Here is a 22,476-nt window from a genome sequence, read left to right on the forward strand (position 1 = left end):
CTTCACCAAGCCGCGCACAAAGGATGAACCGCAAATGTCCAGTAAACCGCATTCTACCAGCTTCCGCCCGGAAATCCCGAAACGCCCGCTTGAAATCCCGACCCGTGGCAACTCGGGCCGTCCTGCAAGTGCGGCCAGCAATGCCGAGGGCAAAAAGCTGACGGTCGGTCGTGATATCACGCTTAAGGGTGAAATCGGTTCCTGTGACGTTCTGGTCGTCGAGGGCGTTGTCGAAGCCCAGATCAAGGAATGCACCCGTCTTGAAGTGTCCGAAGGCGGTTCCTTCATCGGGTCGGCACAGGTTGACGAAGCAGAAATCAGTGGCAAGTTCGAAGGTGACCTGACCGCACGTCGCGTCACCGTGATCAATTCCGCCGAAATCAACGGCAAGATCACTTATGGATCGTTGCAGATCGAAAATGGTGCCCGCATCAAAGGTGAACTCGACTATGTCGAGGGCAGCGACGATGGCCTGTCGCGCGCCGGTACCACCGCGGCGATCACCATTCCGCGCAAATCGGAAGATTCCTAAGTCCCGTGCGCGCAGTTGGTTTGACCATACAGACACCCCGATCGGACATCATCCGTCCGTTCGGGGTGTTGTGCATTCTGGCCCTGATTGCCGTGGGCTTAAGTGCCTGTGGCGGCAATGCCGTACCGCCAGGCACCACCAATACCAACTATGGCAAGCTTGAAGAAAGCGGCCAGATCAAGACATCACGACCGGTTGTCCGCAAGAAGCCTGAAAATACCAAACCGGGCAAAACCGCTGCCATCCCGTTCAAGCAAATCCCGAGCGAAACGCTTAAGGGCCTGTCAGAAGACGCCTTTGAAGCCAGAATCGGCACACCGGAAATGGTCCGCGGCGAAGGCGAAATCCGCGTCTGGCAATATCGTTCCGAACAATGTTCCTTTGATGCCTTTTTTGTTCCCAAGGCAGAAGGACAACCACGTGAACTGGCTCACATGCTGGCCCGTATGCGCCGTGGAAACAGCGTAATTTCGGTTCAGGATTGCCTTGATCAGGTTGTAAAATTGAATCTCGCCAACGGATAGGACCGGAAATCACCCGCCAGCCTGCCAATTCGCAGATCGCGCTGATCATCTTGGTTTAATCTTTACCTTTTGTCGGCAGACTCAGCCAGGCAACCTCATAAATTTGCCATATCTGATGGCTTTATTACCTCCTTCCTGGCCCGTTTGGGCCTGTCCCGAAACTTCAGACACGATACGCGACCTCATGAAAAAACACGCCCATCGTCTCGTCAGAACTTCGATTGCCGCTGCCCTGTCAGCCTTTATCTCAGTGATTGCGATCAGCATTCCTGCCACCAGCGCGCAGGCCCAGAATTCGCCCAAGCTGATTGACGTTTTTGGCAAATGGGAAGCTTACACCTATTCCGAAGAAGGTCAGAAAGTCTGCTATATGGGCAGCCAGCCGACATCGGCCAAAGGTGACTATACCCAGCGCGGCAAGATTTACGTGATGGTAACTCACCGTCCGGGTCTGAAACTGTTTAATGAAGTCAGCTTCATTACCGGTTACACCTACAAGGACAAAAGCACGGTCGATCTTCGAATCGATTCCAAGAAATTCAGCCTGTTTACCCATGCGGATTCTGCCTGGGCGGTTGATGCTGAAACCGACCGCAAGCTTGTCAGTGCCATGAAATCGGGTTCGAACATGGTCGTGGTTGGCTATTCAACGCGTGATACCAAAACCACCGATACCTATTCGCTGTCGGGCTTTACGGCCGCCTATAATGCTATTTCAAAGGCTTGCAACACCAAGCCGGTCAACTGATCGCGTTTTGCAAACCGATAGGTGATGCTGCGTCCCTTTTATGTGCAACCCTGATTGCATATGCGCGATAGCAGCAATGTGAAATTTATCGTTTCTAATTTCGCCCGGCCCCGCTATATGCGGGGCCAAGCATTTTTGCATCTTTTCTGGTATAGTCACGCGATCGCGTAAAACGCATAGCCCCCAGACAAGACCCGCAAGACCACAAGAACCAAGAGAGAGACCCCGGGATGACCGACGTCCTGACCGAAAACGCACCCCAGACCGATGCCCCTGCGACGCAGGACGGGCCATCGCTGTCCGACTTCGTTACGCGCGCCGCCAATGGGCAGGCTGCCGACGGTCGGCGCGATCTGGTCGGGATTACCCGCGAAGAACTGACCGAACTCATGGCCGACATGGGTGAAAGCAAGTTTCGCGTCAAACAGCTTTGGAATTGGATCTATAACCGCGGTGTGACCAACATCGACGATATGACCAATATTTCCAAAAAGCTGCGTGATCGTATCTCGCAGGATTTCTATGTCGGGCGTCCGGTTCTGACAGCTGATCAGAAAAGCTCGGATGATACCCATAAATGGCTAATGAAGTTCCATGACGGTAACGAGGCCGAGACGGTCTATATCCCCGATCGCAACGAAGATCGCGGTGCTGTCTGCATTTCATCACAGGTCGGCTGCACGCTGACCTGCAAATTCTGCCATACCGGCACCCAGCTTCTGGTGCGCAACCTGACACCGGGCGAAATTGTCAGCCAGTTCATGGTGGCACGCGACAGCTATGGCGAATGGCCGACCCCGGCCAATGGCATTCGTCGTCTGTCCAACATCGTCATGATGGGCATGGGCGAGCCGCTGTTTAACTATGAAAATGTCCGCGATGCCCTGCGCATTGCCATGGATGGCGAAGGTATTTCGATCTCGCGCCGCCGTGTGACGCTGTCGACATCCGGCGTGGTTCCGGAAATCGTACGCTGTGGCGAGGAACTTGGTGTCGGTCTGGCGATTTCGCTGCATGCGCCTGATGATGATCTGCGCAATGAAATCATGCCGATCAACAAGAAATACCCGCTCAAGGAACTGATGGATGCCTGCCGGAACTATCCGGGCATGTCCAATTCGCGTCCGATCACGATGGAATATGTCATGCTCAAGGGCGTCAATGACAAGCCCGAGCACGCCCGCGCGCTGGCCAAGCTGGTCAAGGGCATTCACTGCAAATTCAACCTGATCCCGTTCAACAAATGGCCGGGTTCGGATTATGAATGCACGCCCACCAACGACATCAAGAAATTCGCGCAGATCCTGCTTGATAACGGCTATGAAGCGCCGATCCGCTGGCCGCGCGGCCGCGACATTCTTGCTGCCTGCGGTCAGTTGAAATCCGAAAGCCAGCGCCTGCGCAAATCCCGCGTTTCGGGCTGCGGCAAATCGGGTGCGGGCGTGGATGACTCCGGTGATGAAGCTGTGGTTGCTGCACAGTAACCTGCTCTGACATCACGATATTCTGGGATTTCGATCAACACCGGATGGCGATGCTGTCCGGTGTTTTTCTTTGTCACCATGACATTGTTTTGATTGTCGAACGACGATGACAGGCATAGCGTGAATTTTCCCCACACGCCCCAATACCCCAGCAAAACCTCCGCAAGGTCCCAAGCCCCATGTCACTTGGTCAGTTTTTCGCAGTTCTTCTGGTCGTCACCATCTGGGGTGCGAACTTTACCGTGATCAAGCTCGGGCTGGGTGAAATGCCACCGATCCTGCTGTCATCGCTGCGTTTTGCCTTTGCCGCCTTGCCCGCTGTGTTCTTCCTGCCGCGGCCGAAATGTCATTGGAAATATGTGGTCGGCTTTGGTGTGGTTCTGGGCTGTATCAAGTTTTCCCTGCTGTTTCTGGGCATGGATCTGGGCTTGTCGGCCGGGATTTCATCCCTTGTCTTGCAACTCCAGGCCTTCTTTACCCTGATTTTGGGCATGTTTGTGCTGGGCGAAAAGATCGGCCCGCATCGCTATGTCGCCATGCTGGTGGCCTTTTTCGGGGTCGGGTTGCTGATGTTTGTCTCCGACGGATCAATTACCGCCATCGGCCTTGTTCTGGTGGTTGCAGCCGCCGCCGCATGGGGTGTGGCCAATATCATCATGAAACAGGCCGGTTCGGTTCAGATGCTGTCCTTTGTCGTCTGGGCCAGCCTGATTCCGCCAATCCCGCTGGCCATTCTGTCCTTTGCAACCGAAGACCGCGCAAATCTGGCCACACTGAGCGATCAGATCAGCTGGATCGGTGTTGGCTCGATCCTCTATCTGGCCTATCCGGTGACACTGGTCGGCTTTGCGATCTGGGGACGGTTGCTTTCGAGCTTGCCGGTCGGGCTGGTCGCCCCCTTTACCCTGCTGGTGCCGATTGTCGGCATGGCGACCTCGGCCCTGGTTCTGGGCGAGGATTTTGGTCCGATCAAGATGATCTCGGCGGCATTGGTGATGGCCGGACTTGTTATTAACGTCTTTGGTGGAAAGCTTATGGCGATGTTTTCCGGTCAGAAGACCAAGTTATCTTGAAAACAAGATCAGATAACTATATCTATCCGATCAAACCCATCGCAATTGCGGTTTTTGATCAGGGGTTTTATCCGGGGTCTGGATATTGCTGATATCGATATTCATCACCAGAATCCCGCCAAGCCCCCCGACGGTGATTTCGGACAATCTGCTACCGACCCGGTCACCATCAAGTTCCGCCAGATAGGCGTCCCGCGCGGCTTCATCGACGAAATCGATATTATAGCCATGGGTAAAACCCTGGCTAAGACCGCTTCCAATCTTCTTTTTGCCACCACAAAAGGCCTTTGTGCCAGGAAGGGACAGGGCGGTTTTTGCCAATTGGTCAATGATGGCATCAATGTGATCTGCCGGGATGTGATCAGCGACCTGCAAAAGTACAATGTGACGGAGCATAAAGTGCTTTTCCTTCTGGTTTGCCAAGATCGAACCGGATCAAGTGCTATGTGATGACCTCTAAACCCTGCTTCAAATGATAATCTGGTCAGACTTGACCATTCACTGCGTTGCTTTCGGTTCCCAGCTCGCCGGATCAATGCTGTTGGGCAGCAAAACATATTTCTGACCCTTGCGGTTCATATGACCGGCAAACAATGCGGCATCTTCGCCCGGTCCGAAAAAGATATCGCCGCGCACCGGCCCCCGGATCGCCCCGCCAGTATCCTGGGCAATCATCATCCGGTTAAATGACCGGTCCGCATTCATCGGATCACGGGTTTCAACCCACACCGGTACTCCCATGGCATGGAAACGGCGATCCACCGCCAGGGAGCGCCCCGGTTCGAGCGCAACCCCCTGTGATCCCAGGGGACCTGCTGTCGGATCGGTCGGGTCAGTCTGAAGCGGGCGGAAAAACACAAAGGATGCGTTGGTATTCATTACCCCGTCGGCCTCGCCGGGATTGTCGTGAAGCCATTTGCGGATGGTCTGAAGTGATACCGTTTCTCGGGTCAAAGCCCCGCGTTCAATCAGCTCGCGGCCAATCGCAAAATAGGGATGCCCGTTTGTGGCGGCATATCCGATGCGCAATACGCTGTTATCGGGCAGCACTACCCGTCCGGACCCCTGAATTTGCAGGAAAAAGGCGTCAACCGCATCATCAACCCAGACCATTTCAAGATCGCGGCCCGAAAGCGCCCCTTGTTCAATCGCGGCCCGGTCAAAATAGGGTTTCAGGTTGCTGCCTGTCAGGCGTCCGACAAGTTTCTTGCCTTTCAGCTCGTCACTGAAATCGCCAAGATCGACCGAAATCATATCGTCGGGTTTCAGATAGATCGGGGTCTGATATGGGCCTTCACGGGTCAGGCTGCCACGCAATTCCGGTTCGTAATAGCCGGTGAACAGGCCTTCGGGATTATTGGCATTGCCACTGAGATAGGGTTTGAAATCGCTTTCAAAGAACGCGCGCGCATCTTCCTTGCGCAGGGCGTCAACATCAAGCGATACCGCCATTTCGCACACATTGCGCCATTGCCCGATGGTTCCCATGCGCCCATCAGGTCCGACCATCTTGTCATCATCGCGCCGCAGCATCGCCTTGCAGGACCGCGCAAAGGCACGAATGGCCGGGCGCATGTCATCGGATTGCCAGCCATCAAGCATGGTGAAAGTCGCCGGGCGCAGGCTCAGTTCATCTTCCGGCTTTGGGGGTGCTTCGAACTGGCCGGTAATTTGCGGCCAGAACATCCAGATCAGGGCAGCACCGGCGCCAACAAGAACAGAGATAATGGAAAGACTGCGGGAAAGAACCAGACGTCGCTTCAAGATAGAACCCGTTCATTAGCATGGCATTGGCATGACTTGGCAAGGCAGACAGCACCGGCAAGATTGCGGCGCACGAACGCACCAATTTTGCCCGCAACATGCTTAACAAGCCGATAACCGCAGGCACTTGCCATCAAACCTTGCCAGCCCGGACAATAAAAAAGGCGACCCGGTTGCCCGGATCGCCCAGAATTTCTGATCTCGCAAGAACCCCGTCAGTCGGTGGTTTCTTCTTCCGGGGTTTCGGTTGCCACCAGTTGCCAGTTGGGATCGCGGCTTTCGATATTGCGCGCGAAAGTCCAAAGGTCTTCGGCCTCGATCACCTGATTGGGATCACCGGAAATCACGTCACCTTCGTCATTGCGAATGACCGAGACTTCCTCGGAGACGAATTTGACCGTGACATAGGCCGTGCGCCCTTCAAGGCTGGCATCATGAATGGTTGCACTTTTGATGCCGACAAGGGTGGTTTCCTCATGCTCGCCCTTTTGGGCGCGGGCATCGATTGCTGCGGCAAAGTTCTTGTAAACTTCTGCCGAAAGCAGCGGGTTGAGGCCATCCTTGTCGCCCTTGGCAAAATATTCGACAATCATTTCGAACGCCATGCGCGCGCCATTCAGGAAGTCCTGCTGGGTAAAGCTCGGATCGAATTTCTGAATCTTCTGCAAGGTCGCAAAGGTGCCTGATGGAACATCTGTCGCATCCTGTTCGTTTGCAGAATCAGGCAAACGATAGACATTGTCCGTCTTGGGCGCGGTCGCATCCTTCTGCGCGCCATTGGCATCCTGTTCATGGGACTGACGGCCAAAAATATTGGATGGCCCCTGTTTTTCGTTGCCGGTACGGCGGCCAAGAACACCCCGCAAACGCAGCACAAGAAAAACAGCAATCAGTGCGAATAAAAAGATATCGAAATACTGCAAGACCGATCTCTTGATCCTAGTGGTTTCAAACAGGCCGGATTTATATCACAACCGTGGTCGAGAGATGGTATGAACCCAACCAAATGCAAGGGCAACCGATGATCACGCTCTGTCGTGTGATCGTCTTCACCATCATATGGCGATGATACTGGCGCTCTGCCGCATTTTTGTCGCGTTATGGCACTAGTTTCCCGACCAATACAGACTGCAGAGTAATAGGAAATCACTGAAATCCAAGTTGTTTTCTGCAATTGTTTAAGCACAGCGTCAGGAATGACGTTAAAATACGATCCAATTACCGGAAAATCTGCGGTCAAAGGCGCAAGGAACGGAGAAAAAATGGGTTTTTATGTCCTGGCGATATTCGTCGCAATGCCGATCATTGAAATCGCGGTCTTTATTCAGGCTGGCGAACTGATTGGCTTGTGGCCAACCATCGGCATCGTCATTCTGACGGCTATTCTTGGAACGTCGCTGATGCGCGCACAGGGATTACAAACCCTTGCCAAGGCCCAAAGCCAGATGGATCAGGGCGAAATGCCTATCGGTCCGATGTTTGATGGCATCTGCATCCTGATTGCCGGTGTCTTGCTTCTGACGCCGGGCTTTGTCACCGATACCATGGGCTTCCTGCTTCTGGTTCCGCCCCTGCGCCAGCTGGTCGGGGCAAAGGTCATCATGAAACTGGTCCAGTCGGGCAATATCCGCACAAGCTTTGGCGGTGCCGGTTTTGGTGCCGGGCGCAGCAGTCATACGGGTCGCCCCGGTGGTATGGGTGGCGGCATGGGTGCCGGAACAGGTGCTGGCCGGGGTACTGGCCGTCGCGGGGCCGGTCCGATCATTGATGGCGATTTCGAAGATGTCAGCAGCAATACCAACGGTGCGCGCAACGATGACACACCGTCTGACCGGGATATGAACAGCAAGACAGATTCCGGTATTCCGCCAAATCTGCCACCGCGCAGCTAGACGGCAATTTCACCGTAAAATCACAAATTCACAAGGCTGGCCAAATCAAACGGCCAGCCTTCTATGATTCTGTTTGTGATTCTGCCTGTAATTTCAAAACCCGCGCAGCCTGACCATCACTTAAAACCGCAGAAATATGGGCTTTGCAGACAATCTGATTGGCTTGCCCGTGGCTGTTATCCGTGCTAGGCCAATTGATCTGCCGTAATTGCACGGCGTCAGAAACAAGCAGTTCAGCCGGTTTGTGACCACAGCCCCGCAAGGTAATCAACATCCTCGTCGGGACCGCTTGCGCAAATCACCAGCCTGAAGGCTTTTTTCTGACCAAGACCGAAGACTCAAGGGAGCTAGACTTTAATGGCCGAGAATACCACCGGTGCAGAAAGCGGCGCACAGCAGCAGCCAGCCGGCAATCCGATTACGATCCATACCCAGTACATCAAGGATCTTTCGTTTGAAAATCCGAATGCACCGGAAAGCGTTGCCCTGCAGCAGCAGCCGAAAATCAACATCGATGTCGATGTCGAGGCACGCACCACCCAGGATCAGAAACTTCACGAAGTGACCATCAAGATCAATGTCAAAGCAGACGTTGGCGACAAGGTCGCTTTCATCGCAGAACTTCAGTATGGCTGTGTGGTCACCCTGAATGTTGCCGACGAACACCGTCTGCCGGTTCTGATGATCGAAGTTCCGCGCCTGCTGTTCCCCTATGTGCGCAAGATCATCGCAGACCTGACTGCCGATGGCGGCTTCCCGCCGCTGATGATGCAGCAGATTGATTTTGCTGATCTTTTCCGCAAGAAATTTGCAAAACAGATGGAAGGTCAGCCGGCTGGAAATGCCTGATTGACCCAATCTGTTCTCTACTTGGTTCGATACCAAAACAAAGGCCGCCGGTTTGGCGGCCTTTTTATTTTCATATCGTAATGTTTAGACGCTATGCCGAATAGGCAATGCTGTTTAGAACGGACGCCCGATCACCATAAAGACCACAATGATCATAAGGACCGTCGGTACTTCGTTGAAAATACGATAGAATTTCTGGGATTTCGTATTGGCGTCGGCTTCAAATGCCCGGCGATAACGGGCCAGCATCATATGGGCAATCGTCATCAGCACGACGCATAACAGCTTCACATGGAACCAGCCGTCGCTCATCACACCGGCAACATGGATCAGATATCCGCCAAATACCCAGCTTGCAATCATTGCCGGGTTCATGATGGCGCGCAAAAGACGCCGTTCCATGATCTTGAATTTCTCGCTGGCTTCCGAGCCCGGTTCAACTTCACAGTGATAAACATAAAGCCGCGGCAAATAGAGAAGCCCCGCCATCCAGGCAATGACACTGATGACATGCAGGGATTTTACAATGCTGTATGTATCCATCTCTCTCTTCTCTGACTGAACGGTCTGATGCTGTTGGCTTTACCAAACCTAGCGCGGAATTTTTCAAACCATAACAGCAAACAGGCCAGTCCCAAAACGGAACCCGCCTGAAATCATTTGCATTTTTACCTATACCCCGGCGGGCTTGAGACCCGGCTGTTTGGCATTTGCACAGGAATGTTCGTCCGGGCACCACCAGCCACGGCTTTCCACCGTGTAATCGTCGGAGCCCTTTTGATCGAGTTCATCCTGTGTTTGTTTCACAACCGAAACAAGTCCATTGATGAATTTCGGATGGGAACAGACCGTGCGCACACGTTCATAGACCGGAACCTGCTTTTCATGGGCCAGTTCGCCATATTCGATGTCAAGTTCGACCAGGGTTTCCGAATGCTCGGTGACAAAGGCAATTGGCACAACAACGATGGCCTTGCCTTCGCGTCCGGCCCGCTCGATTTCATGTTCGGTCGACGGACCGATCCATTCCATCGGACCGACCCGGCTTTGATAGCAGACATTCCAGTCCAGTCCCTCGATCGCCATCTTTTCGACCACGGCGGCCGATGTTTTTTCGATCTGCGACTGATAGGGGTCACCACGCTTGGTAATCACCGCCTTGGGCACGCCATGGGCCGAAAACAGGACACGCGGTTTATCAATGCCAAGTTCGACCGTTTTGGCCAATGCCCGGTCGTAACCTTCGCGGATCATCTCGGCTGATGCCTCGACAAAGCCCGGATTGGTCGGGTAGCAACAGGCGGTCTTGATCGGTGCAGTCAGGCCAACCTTGTGACAGGCCCGTTTCCAGTCCTTGACCGATGATCCGCTGGTCGTGGTCGAGAATTGCGGATAAAGCGGCAGCAATATCTGCTCATCGGCACCCCATGCCTTGACCGCTTGCGCACTTTCATCGGCAAACGGTTTCCAATAGCGCATGGCGATAAAGCAACGGTTTTCATAGCCGTCATCTTCGGAATTCAGGGCTGCCTGCAAGGCATCCGCCTGTTCCCGGGTGAGTTCCAGAAGCGGTGACTTTCCGCCGATATGATCATAGATCTCGCGGGCAATCGGTGCGCGACGGCGCGAAATCAGTTTGGCCAGCAAAAACCGGAACGGATTGGGCAAGCTGATGATCGCCGGATCATTGAACAGATTGAACAGAAACGGTTCGACGGCTTCCGGGCTGTCCGGGCCGCCAAGATTGAAAAGAACAATGGCGCGTTTCTTGCGCGTCGTCTCGGACATAGGATTATCCTTACATGGCGTTTTGACCAGTTCCGACCAACCGGAAATCTCGTCAATGGATAAACCCGTCCCGCTCCGTGCCCTATATTGGTCAAACAGGGCGGATACGCAACGGATTTAACCCATCATACGCATTGAATTTTCCAATCGATTTGATTGATTTCAATAATCACGAAATAAAATGCAGTCATTGCCTGCACTTGATGCTTATTGATTGCGGATAAATTTCACCAGTTTCTCGACATTTTCCGGCGGCGTTTCCGGGGTAATGCCGTGACCAAGGTTAAAGATAAACGGCCCGTTGCCCAGCGTATCAAGAATCCGTCTGGTCTCGGCAAGCATCGCATCTCCACCGGTGATCAGATACATCGGATCAAGATTGCCCTGTACCGGGCCCAGTTTCTGAAGATTTTCTGCCACCCAATCAAGCGGAACCCCGCTATCAAGGCCAACACCGGTCACACCGGTCTGGTTTTTAAAATCAATCAGATGCAAACCGGCCCCGCGCGGGAAGCCGATAATCGGCAAATCCGGGTGGATCGCCCGCAAATTGGCAACAATCTGTCTGGTCGGTTCGATCACCCAGCGCTTGAAGCCGGTTTCAGAAAGCACACCGCCCCAGGTTTCAAACAGCTGGATGCATTCGGCCCCGGCTTCGACCTGTTTGAGCAGATATTGCGTGGTGGCCTCGACCAGAATGTCGATCAGCTGGGCAAAGCCGTCCGGATCGCCATAGGCAAAGCGGCGGATATTGGCAAAATCCTTGGACCCCTTGCCTTCGACCATATAGGTCGCAACGGTCCATGGGGCGCCAGCAAAGCCGATGAGGGCCGTGTGCGACGGGATGGCTGCCGAAAGCTTCGAAACCGTCTCATAGACCGGTCCAAGCGTGTCATGGATGCCTTCGACCGAAAGTTTGCCAAGGCCCGAAGCATCGCGGATGGCCTCAAGCTGTGGGCCTTCTCCCTGCTTGAATGCCAAATGCTGCCCAAGTGCCTGCGGTATAACGAGGATATCGGAGAACAGAATTGCCGCATCGAAGTCATAGCGCCTGAGCGGCTGCAACGTAACTTCGCAGGCAAGATCGGGATTATAGCAAAGATCAAGAAATGATCCTGCTTCTCCACGGGTTGCACGGTATTCTGGCAGATATCGACCTGCTTGGCGCATCAGCCAGATTGGCGGTACCGGCAAGGTTTCACCGCTAAGGGCGCGCAAGAAAGTCTTCGTGGTATTGGGCATCTGGTTTCCTGTTCGTCTGTCCCGATCGCTTTTTTATCTGGTTCCGGTCTTTGACCCGAGGACCAGGTGGCCAGTTTCGTTTCCGTGAATTTTGTCCTGGGAACTGAGCCAGGACGTTTTCCACGTTCTGCCTAACAAAACCTTATTTAATAAAAAAGGATGTTGTTTGTAGGTGGATACCTGTGGATAACAGGGATTAAATTTAGTGCACAGTTTATTCACATTCCGACTCGGGAAAAATGATTCATCTCAAACGGGTTTGGGGAAAACTGTGTACGACTCCGAACGACTCCCAGACCTGAGCTTGGGAAAAGCCGATTTTGAATAACGGGGATAAGGTGAATAAGACTGGTTTTTGCCTTCTTATCCCTGCTATTACGGGAAAAAATAATTACTTATCCCGGTCGGGACAGACGCCTTGAGAAAGTTTGTATGAGGGGGAGGATAATTCCTGTGGAAAAAATCGGGCCGGAGTCGCTCCCGTTATCCACAATTGTCCACAGGCCCGACTCCGATTGCTTAACTCCGGGTTGGGCTAATATACCTTATCCGTCCGGTTAGTGATCGGAATATCGAACACCCAAATCCGGGTTTTAAAAAACTTGGAAAAATCGCTTGGCGCGCAAAAAGTGGATAAAGCAGGCTTGCATTGCGAAAAGTGATCAAAAAACGGACAGCATATGGTCGAGACAGACAATATTTTTCATCTTCATCTGGTCTCGGACTCAACGGGCGAAACTGTTGACGGTGTCGCGCGCGCCTGTATTGCGCAATTTCCCGATGTGCGTGCCCATGAACATGTCTGGTCGCTGATCAGAACCGACGCCCAGCTGGCCCGTGTTCTGGCCGATATTGAACGCAATCCCGGCATTGTCCTTTACACCGTGTTTGACAGCGACATTCGCCGCAAACTCGAAGAAGGCTGTCGCAGGCTTCAGGTGCCTCACAGTCACGTCCTTGATAATACCGTGACCATGATGGCCGGTTACCTTGGCCAGCAATCGCGGGGTCGTACCGGCGCCCTTCATAAAATGGACGAGGAATATTTCAGCCGGATCGAGGCAATTGATTACACCCTGTCTCATGATGACGGCCAATCAGGCTGGGATCTTGAAGAGGCCGATGTGGTGATTGTCGGTGTGTCGCGAACATCGAAAACCCCAACTTCGGTCTATCTGGCCAATCGTGGCATCAAGACGGCCAATATTCCCTTTGTGCCCGGATGTCCGCTGCCGCCTGAACTTGATAAGCTCAAAAAGCCGCTGGTGGTTGGTCTGATCAAGGATGTTGATCAGCTGGTTTCGATCCGCAAAAATCGCCTGCGTCAGATCGAACGCGGCGAGGGCGGTGATTATGTTGATCCGGTGGCCGTGCGCGATGAAGTCCATCAGGCAAGACGCTATTTTACCGATCGCGGCTGGAAGATTATCAATGTCACCCGCCGATCCATTGAAGAAACCGCTGCCATGATCCTGGCAACCATGTATGACCGGCGCGGTCACTAACGGACTTTCGAACAGGATATAAAGACTTATGAACCATCGGCTTATTCTGGCTTCCAGCAGCAAGACCCGTCATGCCATGCTGACTAATGCAGGTGTCGCCTGCGAAGCAGTCGCCTCGATGATTGACGAGGAAGGCTATAAACAATCGATGAAGGCCGAAGGGGCCAGTGCCGCCGAAGCTGCCGAAACACTGGCGGAAATGAAGGCGCTGCGCATGTATCGTCAGCAGCCCGACGGGATTGTGATTGCCGCTGACCAGATGCTTGAATGCAATGGCATCTGGTTTGATAAGCCGCGCGACCGTGACAATACAAGAGCACAGCTTTTGGCCCTGCGGGGTAAAACCCATCAGCTGGTTTCAGCCGCTGTTATATATAAGGAAGGGTCACGCATCTGGGGCACGATTGATACCGCCCATCTGACGATGCGCAATTTCAGCGATGAATGGCTTGAAGATTATCTTGATGCCGCCGGTGAAGAGATTTTCAATTGCGTTGGCGGTTATCAGCTTGAAGGCATTGGTGCGCAGCTCTTTACCGAAGTGCGCGGCGACTATTTCACGGTTCTTGGCTTGCCGTTATTGCCACTGATCGGTTTCTTGCGCGATCATGGTGTGCTCAAGGCATAAAAAGCACTTTGCCAAGCCTTGTGGACTCCGGCCTTTGCGGGAGTGACGGTTTTGGAAAAATCTTCTTTTTTCGTCATGCCCGCTCAGGCGGGCATCCATGCGGTTTGGCACATTATTTAAAACAAAACGAAAACCCGAATAACTCCCGTCAGGCAGGAAACTATCGCATCATGACAGCCCGTATTCCGTACCGTACCCTTTCTGGAACCTCGCGTCTGGCCGGTGTGATGGGATGGCCGGTATCGCATTCCAAATCGCCGCGCCTGCATGGCTACTGGCTTGCGAAATACGGGATTGATGGCAGTTACATGCCCCTGCCGGTCGAGCCGGAAAACTTTCAGGCAGCATTGATTTCGCTTCGAAATCTGGGCTTTTCCGGGGTCAATGTCACCATCCCGCAAAAGGAAATGGCCATGCCCGAATGTGACGAGCTTTCGGACCGGGCACGTCGCATCGGGGCGGTCAATACCGTGACCTTTGCCAAGGATGGCAGGCTTTTGGGTGATAATACCGACGGGTTCGGCTTTATTGAAAACCTGCGTCAGGAAGCCCCCGGGATCGATTTTACATCCGGTCCGGCGGTGGTGCTGGGCGCGGGCGGGGCATCGCGCGCCATTCTGGTTGCCCTTCTCGACGAAGGAAGCCCTGAAATCCGGATTGCCAACCGCACCCGCAAACGGGCCGAGGATGTGACACGCGAATTCAACGATCCGCGTCTCAAGGTTATTGACTGGCCTTTGTCGCCCGATGTCCTTTCGGACGTGGCGCTTCTGGTCAATACGACAAGTCTTGGCATGGTCGGGCAGCCGAAACTCGATATCGACCTTGATGGTTTGCCGACATCGGCCCTTGTCACCGATATTGTCTATGCGCCGCTGGTCACGGATCTTCTTGCCCAGGCGCGTGAGCGCGGCAACCCGATTGTCGATGGTCTTGGTATGTTGCTTCATCAGGCCCGACCGGGATTTCATCGCTGGTTCGGCATTGATCCGGAAGTTACCCAGGAACTGCGCGATTTCGTTCTTTCGCCTGATTAAGCATATAAAGGTAATCCTGTTATGGTGATATTGGGCTTAACCGGGTCGATCGGGATGGGAAAATCGACGGCGGCATCGATGTTTCGTTTTCTTGGCGTGCCGGTCCATGATGCCGATGCAACCACCCATATCCTGATGGCACCGGGCGGACTTGCCTTTGATCCGATTGCGGCGGCTTTTCCCGATATTATCAAAGATGGCAGGATTGACCGGCAGGCACTGGGCAAACGGGCATTTTCCGATCCGGAAGTTCTTAAAAAACTCGAAGCGATTCTGCATCCGCTGGTGCGGGCGGCTGAAATCCGGTTTTTGCGCAGCCAGCAGATGCTGGGACGGTCTTTGGTGGTGCTTGATATCCCGCTTTTATATGAAACGGGCGGTGAAAAACGCTGCGATGCCGTTGCGGTTGTTTCCGCACCGGGGTTTGTTCAACGTCAGCGTGTTCTTGCACGACAAGGGATGACGGATGAAAAATTTTCCGCCATTCTGTCCAAACAGATGCCCGATATTGAAAAGCGCAAACGGTGCGATTATGTCATCCCGACAGGGTTGGGACGTGCGGTGACTTTTCAATATATTCAAGGCATTATTGACCAGTTAAGCTGACCATCGGACCCAGATTTTATGCGTGAGATTGTCCTCGATACCGAGACCACCGGCCTTGATCCCTATGCAGACCACCGCCTGGTGGAAATTGGCTGTATCGAACTGATCAATCACATGCCGACCGGGCGGCAATATCACCAATATATCAATCCCGAGCGCCCGATGCCCAAAGAGGCCTTCGACGTTCACGGGCTTGGCGATGACTTCCTGAAAGACCAGCCGGTCTTTGCCGAGGTTGCCGATGATTTCATCGAATTCATTGGCGAGGATTCGGTTCTTGTCATTCACAATGCCGCCTTTGACATGAAGTTCCTTAATGCGGAACTTGAATGGTTGAACAAGCCGCGCATCGCCATGGACCGTGCGCTTGATACAGTGCAGATGGCGCGCAAAAAGTTTCCGGGATCCCCGGTCAGCCTTGATGCATTGTGCCGCCGTTTCAAGATCGACAACTCCAACCGTACCCTGCACGGGGCACTGCTTGACTCCGATCTGCTTGCCCGGGTCTATCTTGAACTTCTGGGCGGGCGTCAGCATGGCCTGTCACTTGATCCCAACGCACAGGATGGCGATGGCAATGATCAGGGCAATGGAAGACGCGTTCTTGGTCCGAAATCAAACCGGCTTGAACCGCGTCCGCATGTCATAAGTGAGGCAGAACTTGCCGCCCATCAGGCCTATATCGAAAGCAAGGTCAAAGACGCCCTTTGGTTAAAGAAACAAGAGGCGTGATATGGGGAGGCGAAATAGCCTGAAATCCCGTTTCCGCGATCGGCATATTGCCAAATGCATCAGTTCACTTGTTCTGGCCGCCTCTTTTCTCTTTATTCCAATTCCAGATTTATCTGTGTCTTTCGCCCATGAGAACAGGGGTGAAGCACATGCGCAAAGTGATCATGCTCCATTTGACGGGCACTATGTCATTCATCTTTCCGAAAATGCACGCAGCCGGTCAGCCGGTCGGCGTGAACCGGGATATTTTGACAGTCTTGTAATCGAACTTTTTGACAAGGCCGGATTACAGGCCAGACTTGTCGATCAGATGCCCTGGAAACGACAGCTTGAAGAAGCCGATCACGAAAGCGGTCATGTCATTTATCCGATGACCCGGTCGCAGGATCGTGAAAACAGTTTCAAATGGGTTGGTCCGGTCAGTCGGACGATATGGAATCTCTATGGTTTCGCAATGCATGGCTGGGCGGAAAGGGGATTTTCCAACATCCTTGAGGATGCTCGCATCGGTGTCCTGATGGGGTCGGCGCGTGAAACCTATTTGCGGGCGCGCGGGGCACAAAGACTGGTTATTGTACCGCGTGAAGAGCTTCTTTTGCCGATGATGCGGGCAGATCGTGTCGATCTGATTGCAATTGGTGGCAATGTGCTGCGCTATTACATTGATCAGGCCAATGACGAGGCTAGGGGGGAAGATCTTCCCGAGATTGACGGCGTCGTGCCCTATCGCAGTTGCTACCTTTACATTGCCATAAGTGGCGATGTTCCCGATGACGATATATCCGGCCTGCAAAGACAGCTTGATCTTTTTAAAACTGACGGTTTCTTTGTTGAAAATCGCCGCTCTCACGGGCTTTCAGCCAACCCTGAAAACGGGTTCATCCGGGCGATGCTCGATCTTGGAAATAACGGCCTGGGATGTATCGATCTCTCGGGTCTTGATGAATAGGAAACGGCTGGAATCAGTTCTGTGACGGATCGGCAAACAGCATGCCGAATGTGTCGCGGTGTTTCTGATCACCGATCAGATTGACCGTTGCCCAAAGTCCCGCCACGGCACTTGAAACCACCGGAATTCCCGTTTCCTTTTCAAGGGTCGGTGCCAGATCAATCGTCCGCAACCCGCCACATGAAATAAGCAAGGCATCGCATTCCCCGCTTTGCATCAGCAATTCCCGGCACCGCGCCATCAGATATTCGCCCGAAATATGCGGCAGATCGGCAATATTGCGAATATTGAGGCCCGCGATTTTCATTACCCTGATGCCATAGACAGACAGATAGTCGCACAGCTTGGCATTCACATCGTCTTCATAGGCGCTCAGAACGGCAATTTTTTTGGCAGAAAACCGGGCCAGACCATCAATGATCGCCTGACTCATCGTGGTGGCAGGCAGCCCGGTTGCTGATTTCAATATTGAAATCAGCTTTTCATTGAAATCCGGGCCTTTAAAAAAGCTTAGCGACGTTCCCATCAGACTGACCGCATCTGCACCCGATGCAGCAAGCAAAATGGCATGATCGGCAGTATCGGCGATGACCCGGTCGTAATCCTTGTGGGCCATTTCCACCAGACCAAGACCGCGGGCGATAAAATTCATATCCGGATAGATATGCTGTGCTTCGGGGGGGATCTGGCCTTCACGCGGTGGTACGATCAGTCCGAATGTTGGAACAGGATCTGGCATTACGATACCTTCTGCTTTTTACGCAATTTCAATTCGCTGCGCAGGCTCCAGACAATCGAAAGAACCGCAATCGCAAGAAGAATGCCCGATACCGGATTGGTAATGAGTGGCAAGAAGCTGCCATCATAAATTACCAGACCGGATCTGAGATTCTGTTCTGCCATCGGGGTCAGGATATAGGCGATGATAAAGGCTCCCGTGGGGATCCGGGCCTTGGTCATGACATATCCCAGGCAGGCAAATACCAGCATGACACCAATATCAAAGAACCGGCTTGAGACCGAAAAAGCCCCGATCATACAGAACACAACAATGGGCGCGAGAAGGTAGGCTTTGTTGATATGGGCAAGTTTGGCCAGAAACGGTGTTGCGACCACCATGATCAGAAACATCGCAAGGTTGCCTGCAAGGGCACCGGCAATGATGGTATAGGCAACGTCGGGGTTTTCGGCGAAAAGCAGCGGGCCGGGATTAAGGTTGTGAATGACCATCGCCCCAAGCAAAACCGCCGTAATCACTGACCCGGGAATGCCAAGGGTGATCAGCGGTACGAGTGCGCCGACCGTACCCGCATTATTTGCAGTTTCAGCAGCAATAATGCCTTCTTCAGCACCGTTACCAAACTTTTCCGGGGTTTTGGAGGCTGCCTTGGCCACGGAATAGGACGCAACAGATGCAGCTGTTCCGCCAACGCCGGGCAAAATGCCGATCCAGGTGCCGATAAAGGAAGACCGGATATAAGTCATCAGATAATTGGTGACATCGCGCCAATGCATGGAAACGCGGGCTTTTGCCTTGCCTGCCTTGGTGCCGCTCAGAACACCTTCACAATCAATCAGGACCTGTCCCAGAACCAGCATGCCAAGAATAACCGGCAAAAGGGTCAAACCGTTATCAAGCGACGAAAAGCCGAATGTCAGGCGGATGGAGCCAGAAATCGGATCAATTCCGGGCAGGGAAAGCATTGCGCCGAAGGCCGCCGATATCAGGCCGGCCAGAAGACTGCCCTGTGATACTGCGGCAATCAGGCTGAGCGCGACAACCGTCATGGCAAAGATGTCAAAGGGCCCGAATTTAACTGCGATTGCCGACAAGGGCGGCGAAAGAACAGCCAGCATCACCCAGGCGAAAATACCGCCAAAGACAGATGCCAGAACGCCAAGACCCAATGCCCGTCCCGGTTCGCCGCGGGCCGCCATAGGATAGCCGTCAAGGGTGGTCATGATTGCGGCTTCTGTGCCGGGCATCCGCATCAGGGTCGCACTGATCAACCCGCCGGTTGTTGCGCCGATATACATCGATACAAGCAACAGCAAGGCATCATTGCCATTCATGAAATAAGTCATCGGCAAGGTCAGTGAAATAACCATTGCACCAGACAGGCCGGGGATTGAACCGACAAATATCCCGATCCCGGCTCCGGCAAAAATCCAGATCAGACCGGACGTAAAGACATAAATATATGCGTCGAGCATTGAGATACTCCTGACCCCGCAATCTGTGCCGGGACGTTAGATATCGATATAAAACAGATGCTTGAAAACAAGGTCGAGCACGACGGCAAGCACGATGCTGCTTCCGGCAATCAAAAGAACCTTTTTCGGACTGTCGGGTCGGGCCAGAAGACACATGGCCAGACACAGGAAGACCGATGTTGAAATGCGGAAATCAACCCCGGCATAGGACATGGCCGCAAGGTAGAGCACCATGGTCGCCAGCATCAGCGCCGGTTTGCGGTATTTCTTCCAGGAAAAGGACCGGGTGACACTTTCCGGATCCATTGGGGATTCAGTGCCGGAATGATTTCTGATCAGACTGATCGCCTGCAAGGCAACCAGACCAAGAGTGATCAGTCCAAGGGCTTTGGGAAAAGCGGCGCTGCCAAGCGGTTCGTAGCTGGCAGGGGGTAGCAGGCTGCTTCCGTAAAGGCTGGCCGCCGCAAAAGCGGCGACCAGAAGTAGGAAAACAATCGCTACCGCGTTCTGAGTGAGGAAGCGGTACATTGGACTACTCCAATTTCGCCCCGATCATTGATCGGGGCGGGGTGTCATCTGCGAACAGGGAACGCCTTTTACAAAGGGTTTCTATTTGGCAGAAGACTTCTTGACGATCTCCACCACGTCAACATAGCGCTGATAGTCCTGCGCAACCGCATCCTTCAGCTCCTGTCCGCGTTTGATGGACAACGTTTCACCATTTTTCTCGAGATAGGCCGCAACTTCCGGGCTGTGCAGGGCGATTTCAATCGCATCGGCAAGTTTGTCGATATTTTCCTGCGGGGTTCCGGCCGGAACCCAGTAACGGCGGTTCAGGCAGGCCTCGACATCAAAGCCGAGTTCCTTGGCGGTTGGCAGATCGGGGGCATCGTCAAAACGTTCGTTACCAAGAGCCGCCAGCGGTTTCAGATCTTCCTTGCCGCGCGTGATCCAGGATGCAGACATGAATGCCATGTCAAGCAATCCGCTTTTCAATGCGGCAAAGCGTTTTGACGTTCCGCCCGTCGGAACAATCGTCCAGCTGGTATCGGAAGCCGCCATCAGCTGTGCAGACGGGAAGTGCGTTGCGCTTCCGATATCGTCGGCCTGTTTCAGATCGCCCGGATTCTTCGCGGCGTAGTCGAGCATATCCTGAAGGCTGTTGAATTCGGAATCGATTGGCACAGCAACAAACATGCAGCCCTGGCTGGCCTGAATGACCGGTTCAAAATCGGCGGGGCTATAGTTCACGCGGCCAAGGGCGGCGGCGGCAAACATTTCCTGATGAATCTGCAGGACAGTATAGCCATCCGGCTTTGATTCAAGCACGTGACGGGTACCAACTGTGCCTGCTGCACCATCGGCATTCACAACAACTACCGGCGCTGGCAGCAGTTTTTCTTTTTCGATAACTGCCTGAACGGCACGGGCCAGACCGTCACTGCCGCCACCGGCACGGAACGGAATGATCAGTTTTACCGGCTTTTCAGGAAACTCGGCTTGGGCCGGAAAGGCAGCTGCGCCGAACGAAATTCCGATCAGGGCTGCAATGGCTGTCTTGGTCATAAATCGCATTTTGGATCCTCCCAGGGTTTTTCTGTGATCGCACATTCTCGCTGGTGTCGATCATTAAAATTAGATTGACTATAAACATTCTAGTAGTCAACTATCTAGTTATACATTATTTCAAACTTATCGTTTTCGGGTCGCAGAAACCCGAACAAAAGCCTTATAAATCAAGGAGAAGAAACGTGAACCTTGCCATCAAATCCGTTAAGGCCATCCCGGCCTATATCCCGGTAAACCTTGCTGTTGGACCGGTTGATGTTGAAACGGCACTGTCTTGTGTTGTGATCGAGATTACAACCGAAGACGGGGTGGTGGGGCATGGTTTTACCGCTATTACCGACGAGGAAGTCATTGCCGGGATCATCAGTGAACTTGTCGAACCGAACATCGTTTCCCTGAACAGTCTCAACCGCGAACATATTGCCGAACGTCTATACTGGCTGCTCAGCCCGCGTGGCCAGACCGGTTACGCCAGCCACGTTGTTTCGGCGGTTGATCTCGCACTTTGGGACATTCTTGGCAAGGTGGTCGATCAGCCCTGCTGGCGTCTGCTTGGCGGTGCACGCAACGAAGTACCGCTTTATGTGACCTTTGGTTTTGGCTCCTTTGATCGTGACCAGCTTTCTGATGCGGCAAAGCATCTTAAAAATGATGGTGTCGAACGTTTCAAGATGGTGGTCGGCCATCATGCCCTTAAGAAACGCAATGATGGCGCATCGGTACGCGCAATCATTGACGAAGACATCCAGCGTGTCCGCATTGTGCGCGAGGCAATTGGCGATTGCGACCTCTTCATTGATGCAAATTGCAGCCTGGATGCGTCGTCGGCGCGTTATCTTGCTGATCGTTTGCGAGACTATAATGTGACCTTCTTTGAAGAACCGCTGCGTGACAATGATGTGAAACGTATGCGTGACTTGCGAGAACAGACCGGAATGCGGACTGCGGCCGGTCAGAATGAAGGTCAGCTTTTCCGGTTCCGTGACCTGCTTGAAGCTGGCGCGGTTGACGTGATTCAGCCCAATGTCGCGATTTGTGGCGGTCTGACAGCCGGTGCGAAAGTTGCAGCCCTGGCCCAGGCCCACAATGTCACGATGGCAAATGGCGGTGCCTTCCCGTTCCATAACATGCATCTGCATGCGGGCATGGCAAATGGCGGTCTGGTGGAATGGCATCTGATATCGGTCGAAATGTGCCGCGCGCTCTATGGCAACCTGCCCGATCGTGTCGGCTCGACAATCACCCTGCCGGAAAAACCGGGACTTGGTTTTGTTGCCGATGCCGACGCATTGCGTGATTTCGCGTCCCGTCCGACATCGCATGGTGTTGGCAAGGGCTGA

The 22,476-nt window shown here is 53.4% G+C and carries 24 protein-coding genes; 14 read left to right on the top strand and 10 right to left on the bottom strand.

All coding sequences use genetic code 11. From position 1 onward, the window contains the following. Positions 1-34: 34 nt before the first annotated feature. The 5 genes from WA318_RS01720 (at position 35) to WA318_RS01740 (ending at position 4,361) form a co-directional block, all read left to right on the top strand. Positions 35-532 (top strand): bactofilin family protein, encoded by a 498-nt coding sequence (locus WA318_RS01720; RefSeq protein ID WP_258548574.1) that lies wholly within the window; start codon positions 35-37, stop codon positions 530-532. 20 nt (positions 533-552) lie between these two features. Next, a complete protein-coding gene (locus WA318_RS01725; RefSeq protein WP_147251914.1) occupies positions 553-1,056 on the top strand; it encodes a hypothetical protein in 504 nt (167 codons plus the stop codon). Between the two features lie 184 nt (positions 1,057-1,240). After that, entirely contained in the window at positions 1,241-1,804 is a 564-nt protein-coding gene (locus tag WA318_RS01730; protein ID WP_114096372.1) for an invasion associated locus B family protein, read from the top strand. Between the two features lie 230 nt (positions 1,805-2,034). Next, the gene (gene rlmN, locus WA318_RS01735) at positions 2,035-3,288 is read left to right on the top strand and encodes a 23S rRNA (adenine(2503)-C(2))-methyltransferase RlmN (protein WP_336079685.1); all 1,254 of its coding nucleotides are present in this window, start codon (positions 2,035-2,037) and stop codon (positions 3,286-3,288) included. 179 nt (positions 3,289-3,467) lie between these two features. Then, the gene (locus WA318_RS01740) at positions 3,468-4,361 is read left to right on the top strand and encodes an EamA family transporter (protein ID WP_336079687.1); all 894 of its coding nucleotides are present in this window, start codon (positions 3,468-3,470) and stop codon (positions 4,359-4,361) included. Between the two features lie 30 nt (positions 4,362-4,391). Here WA318_RS01740 and WA318_RS01745 read toward each other — a convergent pair whose 3' ends face one another. From WA318_RS01745 to WA318_RS01755, 3 genes are all read right to left on the bottom strand, one after another. Continuing rightward, the gene (locus tag WA318_RS01745; protein WP_336079688.1) at positions 4,392-4,757 is read right to left on the bottom strand and encodes a Dabb family protein; all 366 of its coding nucleotides are present in this window, start codon (positions 4,755-4,757) and stop codon (positions 4,392-4,394) included. Positions 4,758-4,859: 102 nt separating this feature from the next. Further along, on the bottom strand, positions 4,860-6,125 hold the full coding sequence (gene mltA, locus WA318_RS01750; RefSeq protein WP_336079690.1) for a murein transglycosylase A: 1,266 nt from the start codon (positions 6,123-6,125) through the stop codon (positions 4,860-4,862). A 215-nt stretch (positions 6,126-6,340) separates the two neighbouring features. Beyond that, the gene (locus WA318_RS01755) at positions 6,341-7,048 is read right to left on the bottom strand and encodes a Tim44/TimA family putative adaptor protein (RefSeq protein WP_114096378.1); all 708 of its coding nucleotides are present in this window, start codon (positions 7,046-7,048) and stop codon (positions 6,341-6,343) included. A gap of 339 nt (positions 7,049-7,387) precedes the next feature. Here WA318_RS01755 and WA318_RS01760 point away from each other — a divergent pair, with 339 nt between their 5' ends. Then, a complete protein-coding gene (locus tag WA318_RS01760; protein ID WP_336079693.1) occupies positions 7,388-8,017 on the top strand; it encodes an FxsA family protein in 630 nt (209 codons plus the stop codon). A gap of 357 nt (positions 8,018-8,374) precedes the next feature. Beyond that, positions 8,375-8,866, top strand: a complete 492-nt coding sequence (gene secB / locus WA318_RS01765; protein WP_114096381.1) for a protein-export chaperone SecB — start codon at positions 8,375-8,377, stop codon at positions 8,864-8,866. Between the two features lie 114 nt (positions 8,867-8,980). On the opposite strand, the gene hemJ is transcribed toward secB, so the two are convergent. The 3 genes from hemJ to hemE form a co-directional block, all read right to left on the bottom strand. Next, on the bottom strand, positions 8,981-9,409 hold the full coding sequence (hemJ, locus tag WA318_RS01770; RefSeq protein WP_114096382.1) for a protoporphyrinogen oxidase HemJ: 429 nt from the start codon (positions 9,407-9,409) through the stop codon (positions 8,981-8,983). Between the two features lie 129 nt (positions 9,410-9,538). Continuing rightward, the gene (gene hemH, locus WA318_RS01775) at positions 9,539-10,654 is read right to left on the bottom strand and encodes a ferrochelatase (RefSeq protein WP_336079696.1); all 1,116 of its coding nucleotides are present in this window, start codon (positions 10,652-10,654) and stop codon (positions 9,539-9,541) included. 207 nt (positions 10,655-10,861) lie between these two features. After that, positions 10,862-11,896, bottom strand: a complete 1,035-nt coding sequence (gene hemE / locus WA318_RS01780; protein ID WP_336079697.1) for a uroporphyrinogen decarboxylase — start codon at positions 11,894-11,896, stop codon at positions 10,862-10,864. Positions 11,897-12,576: 680 nt separating this feature from the next. Between hemE and WA318_RS01785 the strand changes: the two genes are divergently transcribed. From WA318_RS01785 to WA318_RS01810, 6 genes are all read left to right on the top strand, one after another. After that, complete coding sequence (locus WA318_RS01785) at positions 12,577-13,401, top strand: pyruvate, water dikinase regulatory protein (protein WP_114096385.1); 825 nt, start codon at positions 12,577-12,579, stop codon at positions 13,399-13,401. 28 nt (positions 13,402-13,429) lie between these two features. Next, the gene (locus tag WA318_RS01790) at positions 13,430-14,029 is read left to right on the top strand and encodes a Maf family protein (RefSeq protein ID WP_114096386.1); all 600 of its coding nucleotides are present in this window, start codon (positions 13,430-13,432) and stop codon (positions 14,027-14,029) included. A gap of 170 nt (positions 14,030-14,199) precedes the next feature. Beyond that, the gene (locus tag WA318_RS01795; protein ID WP_336079700.1) at positions 14,200-15,066 is read left to right on the top strand and encodes a shikimate dehydrogenase; all 867 of its coding nucleotides are present in this window, start codon (positions 14,200-14,202) and stop codon (positions 15,064-15,066) included. A gap of 21 nt (positions 15,067-15,087) precedes the next feature. Continuing rightward, entirely contained in the window at positions 15,088-15,672 is a 585-nt protein-coding gene (gene coaE, locus WA318_RS01800; protein WP_336079701.1) for a dephospho-CoA kinase, read from the top strand. Positions 15,673-15,690: 18 nt separating this feature from the next. Further along, the gene (gene dnaQ, locus WA318_RS01805; protein ID WP_114096388.1) at positions 15,691-16,404 is read left to right on the top strand and encodes a DNA polymerase III subunit epsilon; all 714 of its coding nucleotides are present in this window, start codon (positions 15,691-15,693) and stop codon (positions 16,402-16,404) included. Between the two features lie 115 nt (positions 16,405-16,519). Next, positions 16,520-17,353, top strand: a complete 834-nt coding sequence (locus tag WA318_RS01810; RefSeq protein WP_336079703.1) for a substrate-binding periplasmic protein — start codon at positions 16,520-16,522, stop codon at positions 17,351-17,353. Between the two features lie 13 nt (positions 17,354-17,366). Here the strand turns inward: WA318_RS01810 and WA318_RS01815 are convergent, their stop codons facing one another. The 4 genes from WA318_RS01815 to WA318_RS01830 all read right to left on the bottom strand — a co-directional run bounded on the left by WA318_RS01815 (position 17,367) and on the right by WA318_RS01830 (position 21,142). After that, positions 17,367-18,092, bottom strand: coding sequence for a hypothetical protein (locus tag WA318_RS01815; protein WP_336079704.1), 726 nt, complete (start codon positions 18,090-18,092; stop codon positions 17,367-17,369). Beyond that, entirely contained in the window at positions 18,092-19,567 is a 1,476-nt protein-coding gene (locus tag WA318_RS01820) for a tripartite tricarboxylate transporter permease (protein WP_114096391.1), read from the bottom strand. Before WA318_RS01820 ends, WA318_RS01815 begins: the two co-directional genes overlap by 1 nt. A 36-nt stretch (positions 19,568-19,603) precedes the next feature. After that, positions 19,604-20,095: a tripartite tricarboxylate transporter TctB family protein gene (locus WA318_RS01825; protein ID WP_114096392.1), complete on the bottom strand. Its 492-nt coding sequence runs from the start codon at positions 20,093-20,095 to the stop codon at positions 19,604-19,606. An 81-nt stretch (positions 20,096-20,176) separates the two neighbouring features. Further along, a complete protein-coding gene (locus WA318_RS01830; RefSeq protein WP_220150263.1) occupies positions 20,177-21,142 on the bottom strand; it encodes a tripartite tricarboxylate transporter substrate binding protein in 966 nt (321 codons plus the stop codon). A gap of 176 nt (positions 21,143-21,318) precedes the next feature. On the opposite strand from WA318_RS01830, the gene WA318_RS01835 reads away from it, so the two are divergent. Further along, positions 21,319-22,476 (top strand): mandelate racemase/muconate lactonizing enzyme family protein, encoded by a 1,158-nt coding sequence (locus WA318_RS01835; protein WP_114096394.1) that lies wholly within the window; start codon positions 21,319-21,321, stop codon positions 22,474-22,476.

The organism is Thalassospira sp. CH_XMU1448-2 (assembly GCF_037027285.1).
GTDB classification, from domain to species: domain Bacteria; phylum Pseudomonadota; class Alphaproteobacteria; order Rhodospirillales; family Thalassospiraceae; genus Thalassospira; species Thalassospira profundimaris_C.

What these genes read in the sequence shown, in the direction of transcription:
- WA318_RS01745 (WP_336079688.1), bottom strand. Translation starts at nt 4,757, where the DNA reads ATGCTCCGTCACATTGTACTTTTGCAGGTCGCTGATCACATCCCGGCA.
- WA318_RS01760 (WP_336079693.1), top strand. Translation starts at nt 7,388, where the DNA reads ATGGGTTTTTATGTCCTGGCGATATTCGTCGCAATGCCGATCATTGAA.
- WA318_RS01825 (WP_114096392.1), bottom strand. Translation starts at nt 20,095, where the DNA reads ATGTACCGCTTCCTCACTCAGAACGCGGTAGCGATTGTTTTCCTACTT.
- rlmN (WP_336079685.1), top strand. Translation starts at nt 2,035, where the DNA reads ATGACCGACGTCCTGACCGAAAACGCACCCCAGACCGATGCCCCTGCG.
- hemJ (WP_114096382.1), bottom strand. Translation starts at nt 9,409, where the DNA reads ATGGATACATACAGCATTGTAAAATCCCTGCATGTCATCAGTGTCATT.
- secB (WP_114096381.1), top strand. Translation starts at nt 8,375, where the DNA reads ATGGCCGAGAATACCACCGGTGCAGAAAGCGGCGCACAGCAGCAGCCA.
- WA318_RS01830 (WP_220150263.1), bottom strand. Translation starts at nt 21,142, where the DNA reads ATGCGATTTATGACCAAGACAGCCATTGCAGCCCTGATCGGAATTTCG.
- WA318_RS01730 (WP_114096372.1), top strand. Translation starts at nt 1,241, where the DNA reads ATGAAAAAACACGCCCATCGTCTCGTCAGAACTTCGATTGCCGCTGCC.
- WA318_RS01740 (WP_336079687.1), top strand. Translation starts at nt 3,468, where the DNA reads ATGTCACTTGGTCAGTTTTTCGCAGTTCTTCTGGTCGTCACCATCTGG.
- WA318_RS01815 (WP_336079704.1), bottom strand. Translation starts at nt 18,092, where the DNA reads ATGCCAGATCCTGTTCCAACATTCGGACTGATCGTACCACCGCGTGAA.
- WA318_RS01720 (WP_258548574.1), top strand. Translation starts at nt 35, where the DNA reads ATGTCCAGTAAACCGCATTCTACCAGCTTCCGCCCGGAAATCCCGAAA.
- dnaQ (WP_114096388.1), top strand. Translation starts at nt 15,691, where the DNA reads ATGCGTGAGATTGTCCTCGATACCGAGACCACCGGCCTTGATCCCTAT.
- coaE (WP_336079701.1), top strand. Translation starts at nt 15,088, where the DNA reads ATGGTGATATTGGGCTTAACCGGGTCGATCGGGATGGGAAAATCGACG.
- WA318_RS01820 (WP_114096391.1), bottom strand. Translation starts at nt 19,567, where the DNA reads ATGCTCGACGCATATATTTATGTCTTTACGTCCGGTCTGATCTGGATT.
- hemH (WP_336079696.1), bottom strand. Translation starts at nt 10,654, where the DNA reads ATGTCCGAGACGACGCGCAAGAAACGCGCCATTGTTCTTTTCAATCTT.
- hemE (WP_336079697.1), bottom strand. Translation starts at nt 11,896, where the DNA reads ATGCCCAATACCACGAAGACTTTCTTGCGCGCCCTTAGCGGTGAAACC.
- WA318_RS01795 (WP_336079700.1), top strand. Translation starts at nt 14,200, where the DNA reads ATGACAGCCCGTATTCCGTACCGTACCCTTTCTGGAACCTCGCGTCTG.
- WA318_RS01785 (WP_114096385.1), top strand. Translation starts at nt 12,577, where the DNA reads ATGGTCGAGACAGACAATATTTTTCATCTTCATCTGGTCTCGGACTCA.
- WA318_RS01790 (WP_114096386.1), top strand. Translation starts at nt 13,430, where the DNA reads ATGAACCATCGGCTTATTCTGGCTTCCAGCAGCAAGACCCGTCATGCC.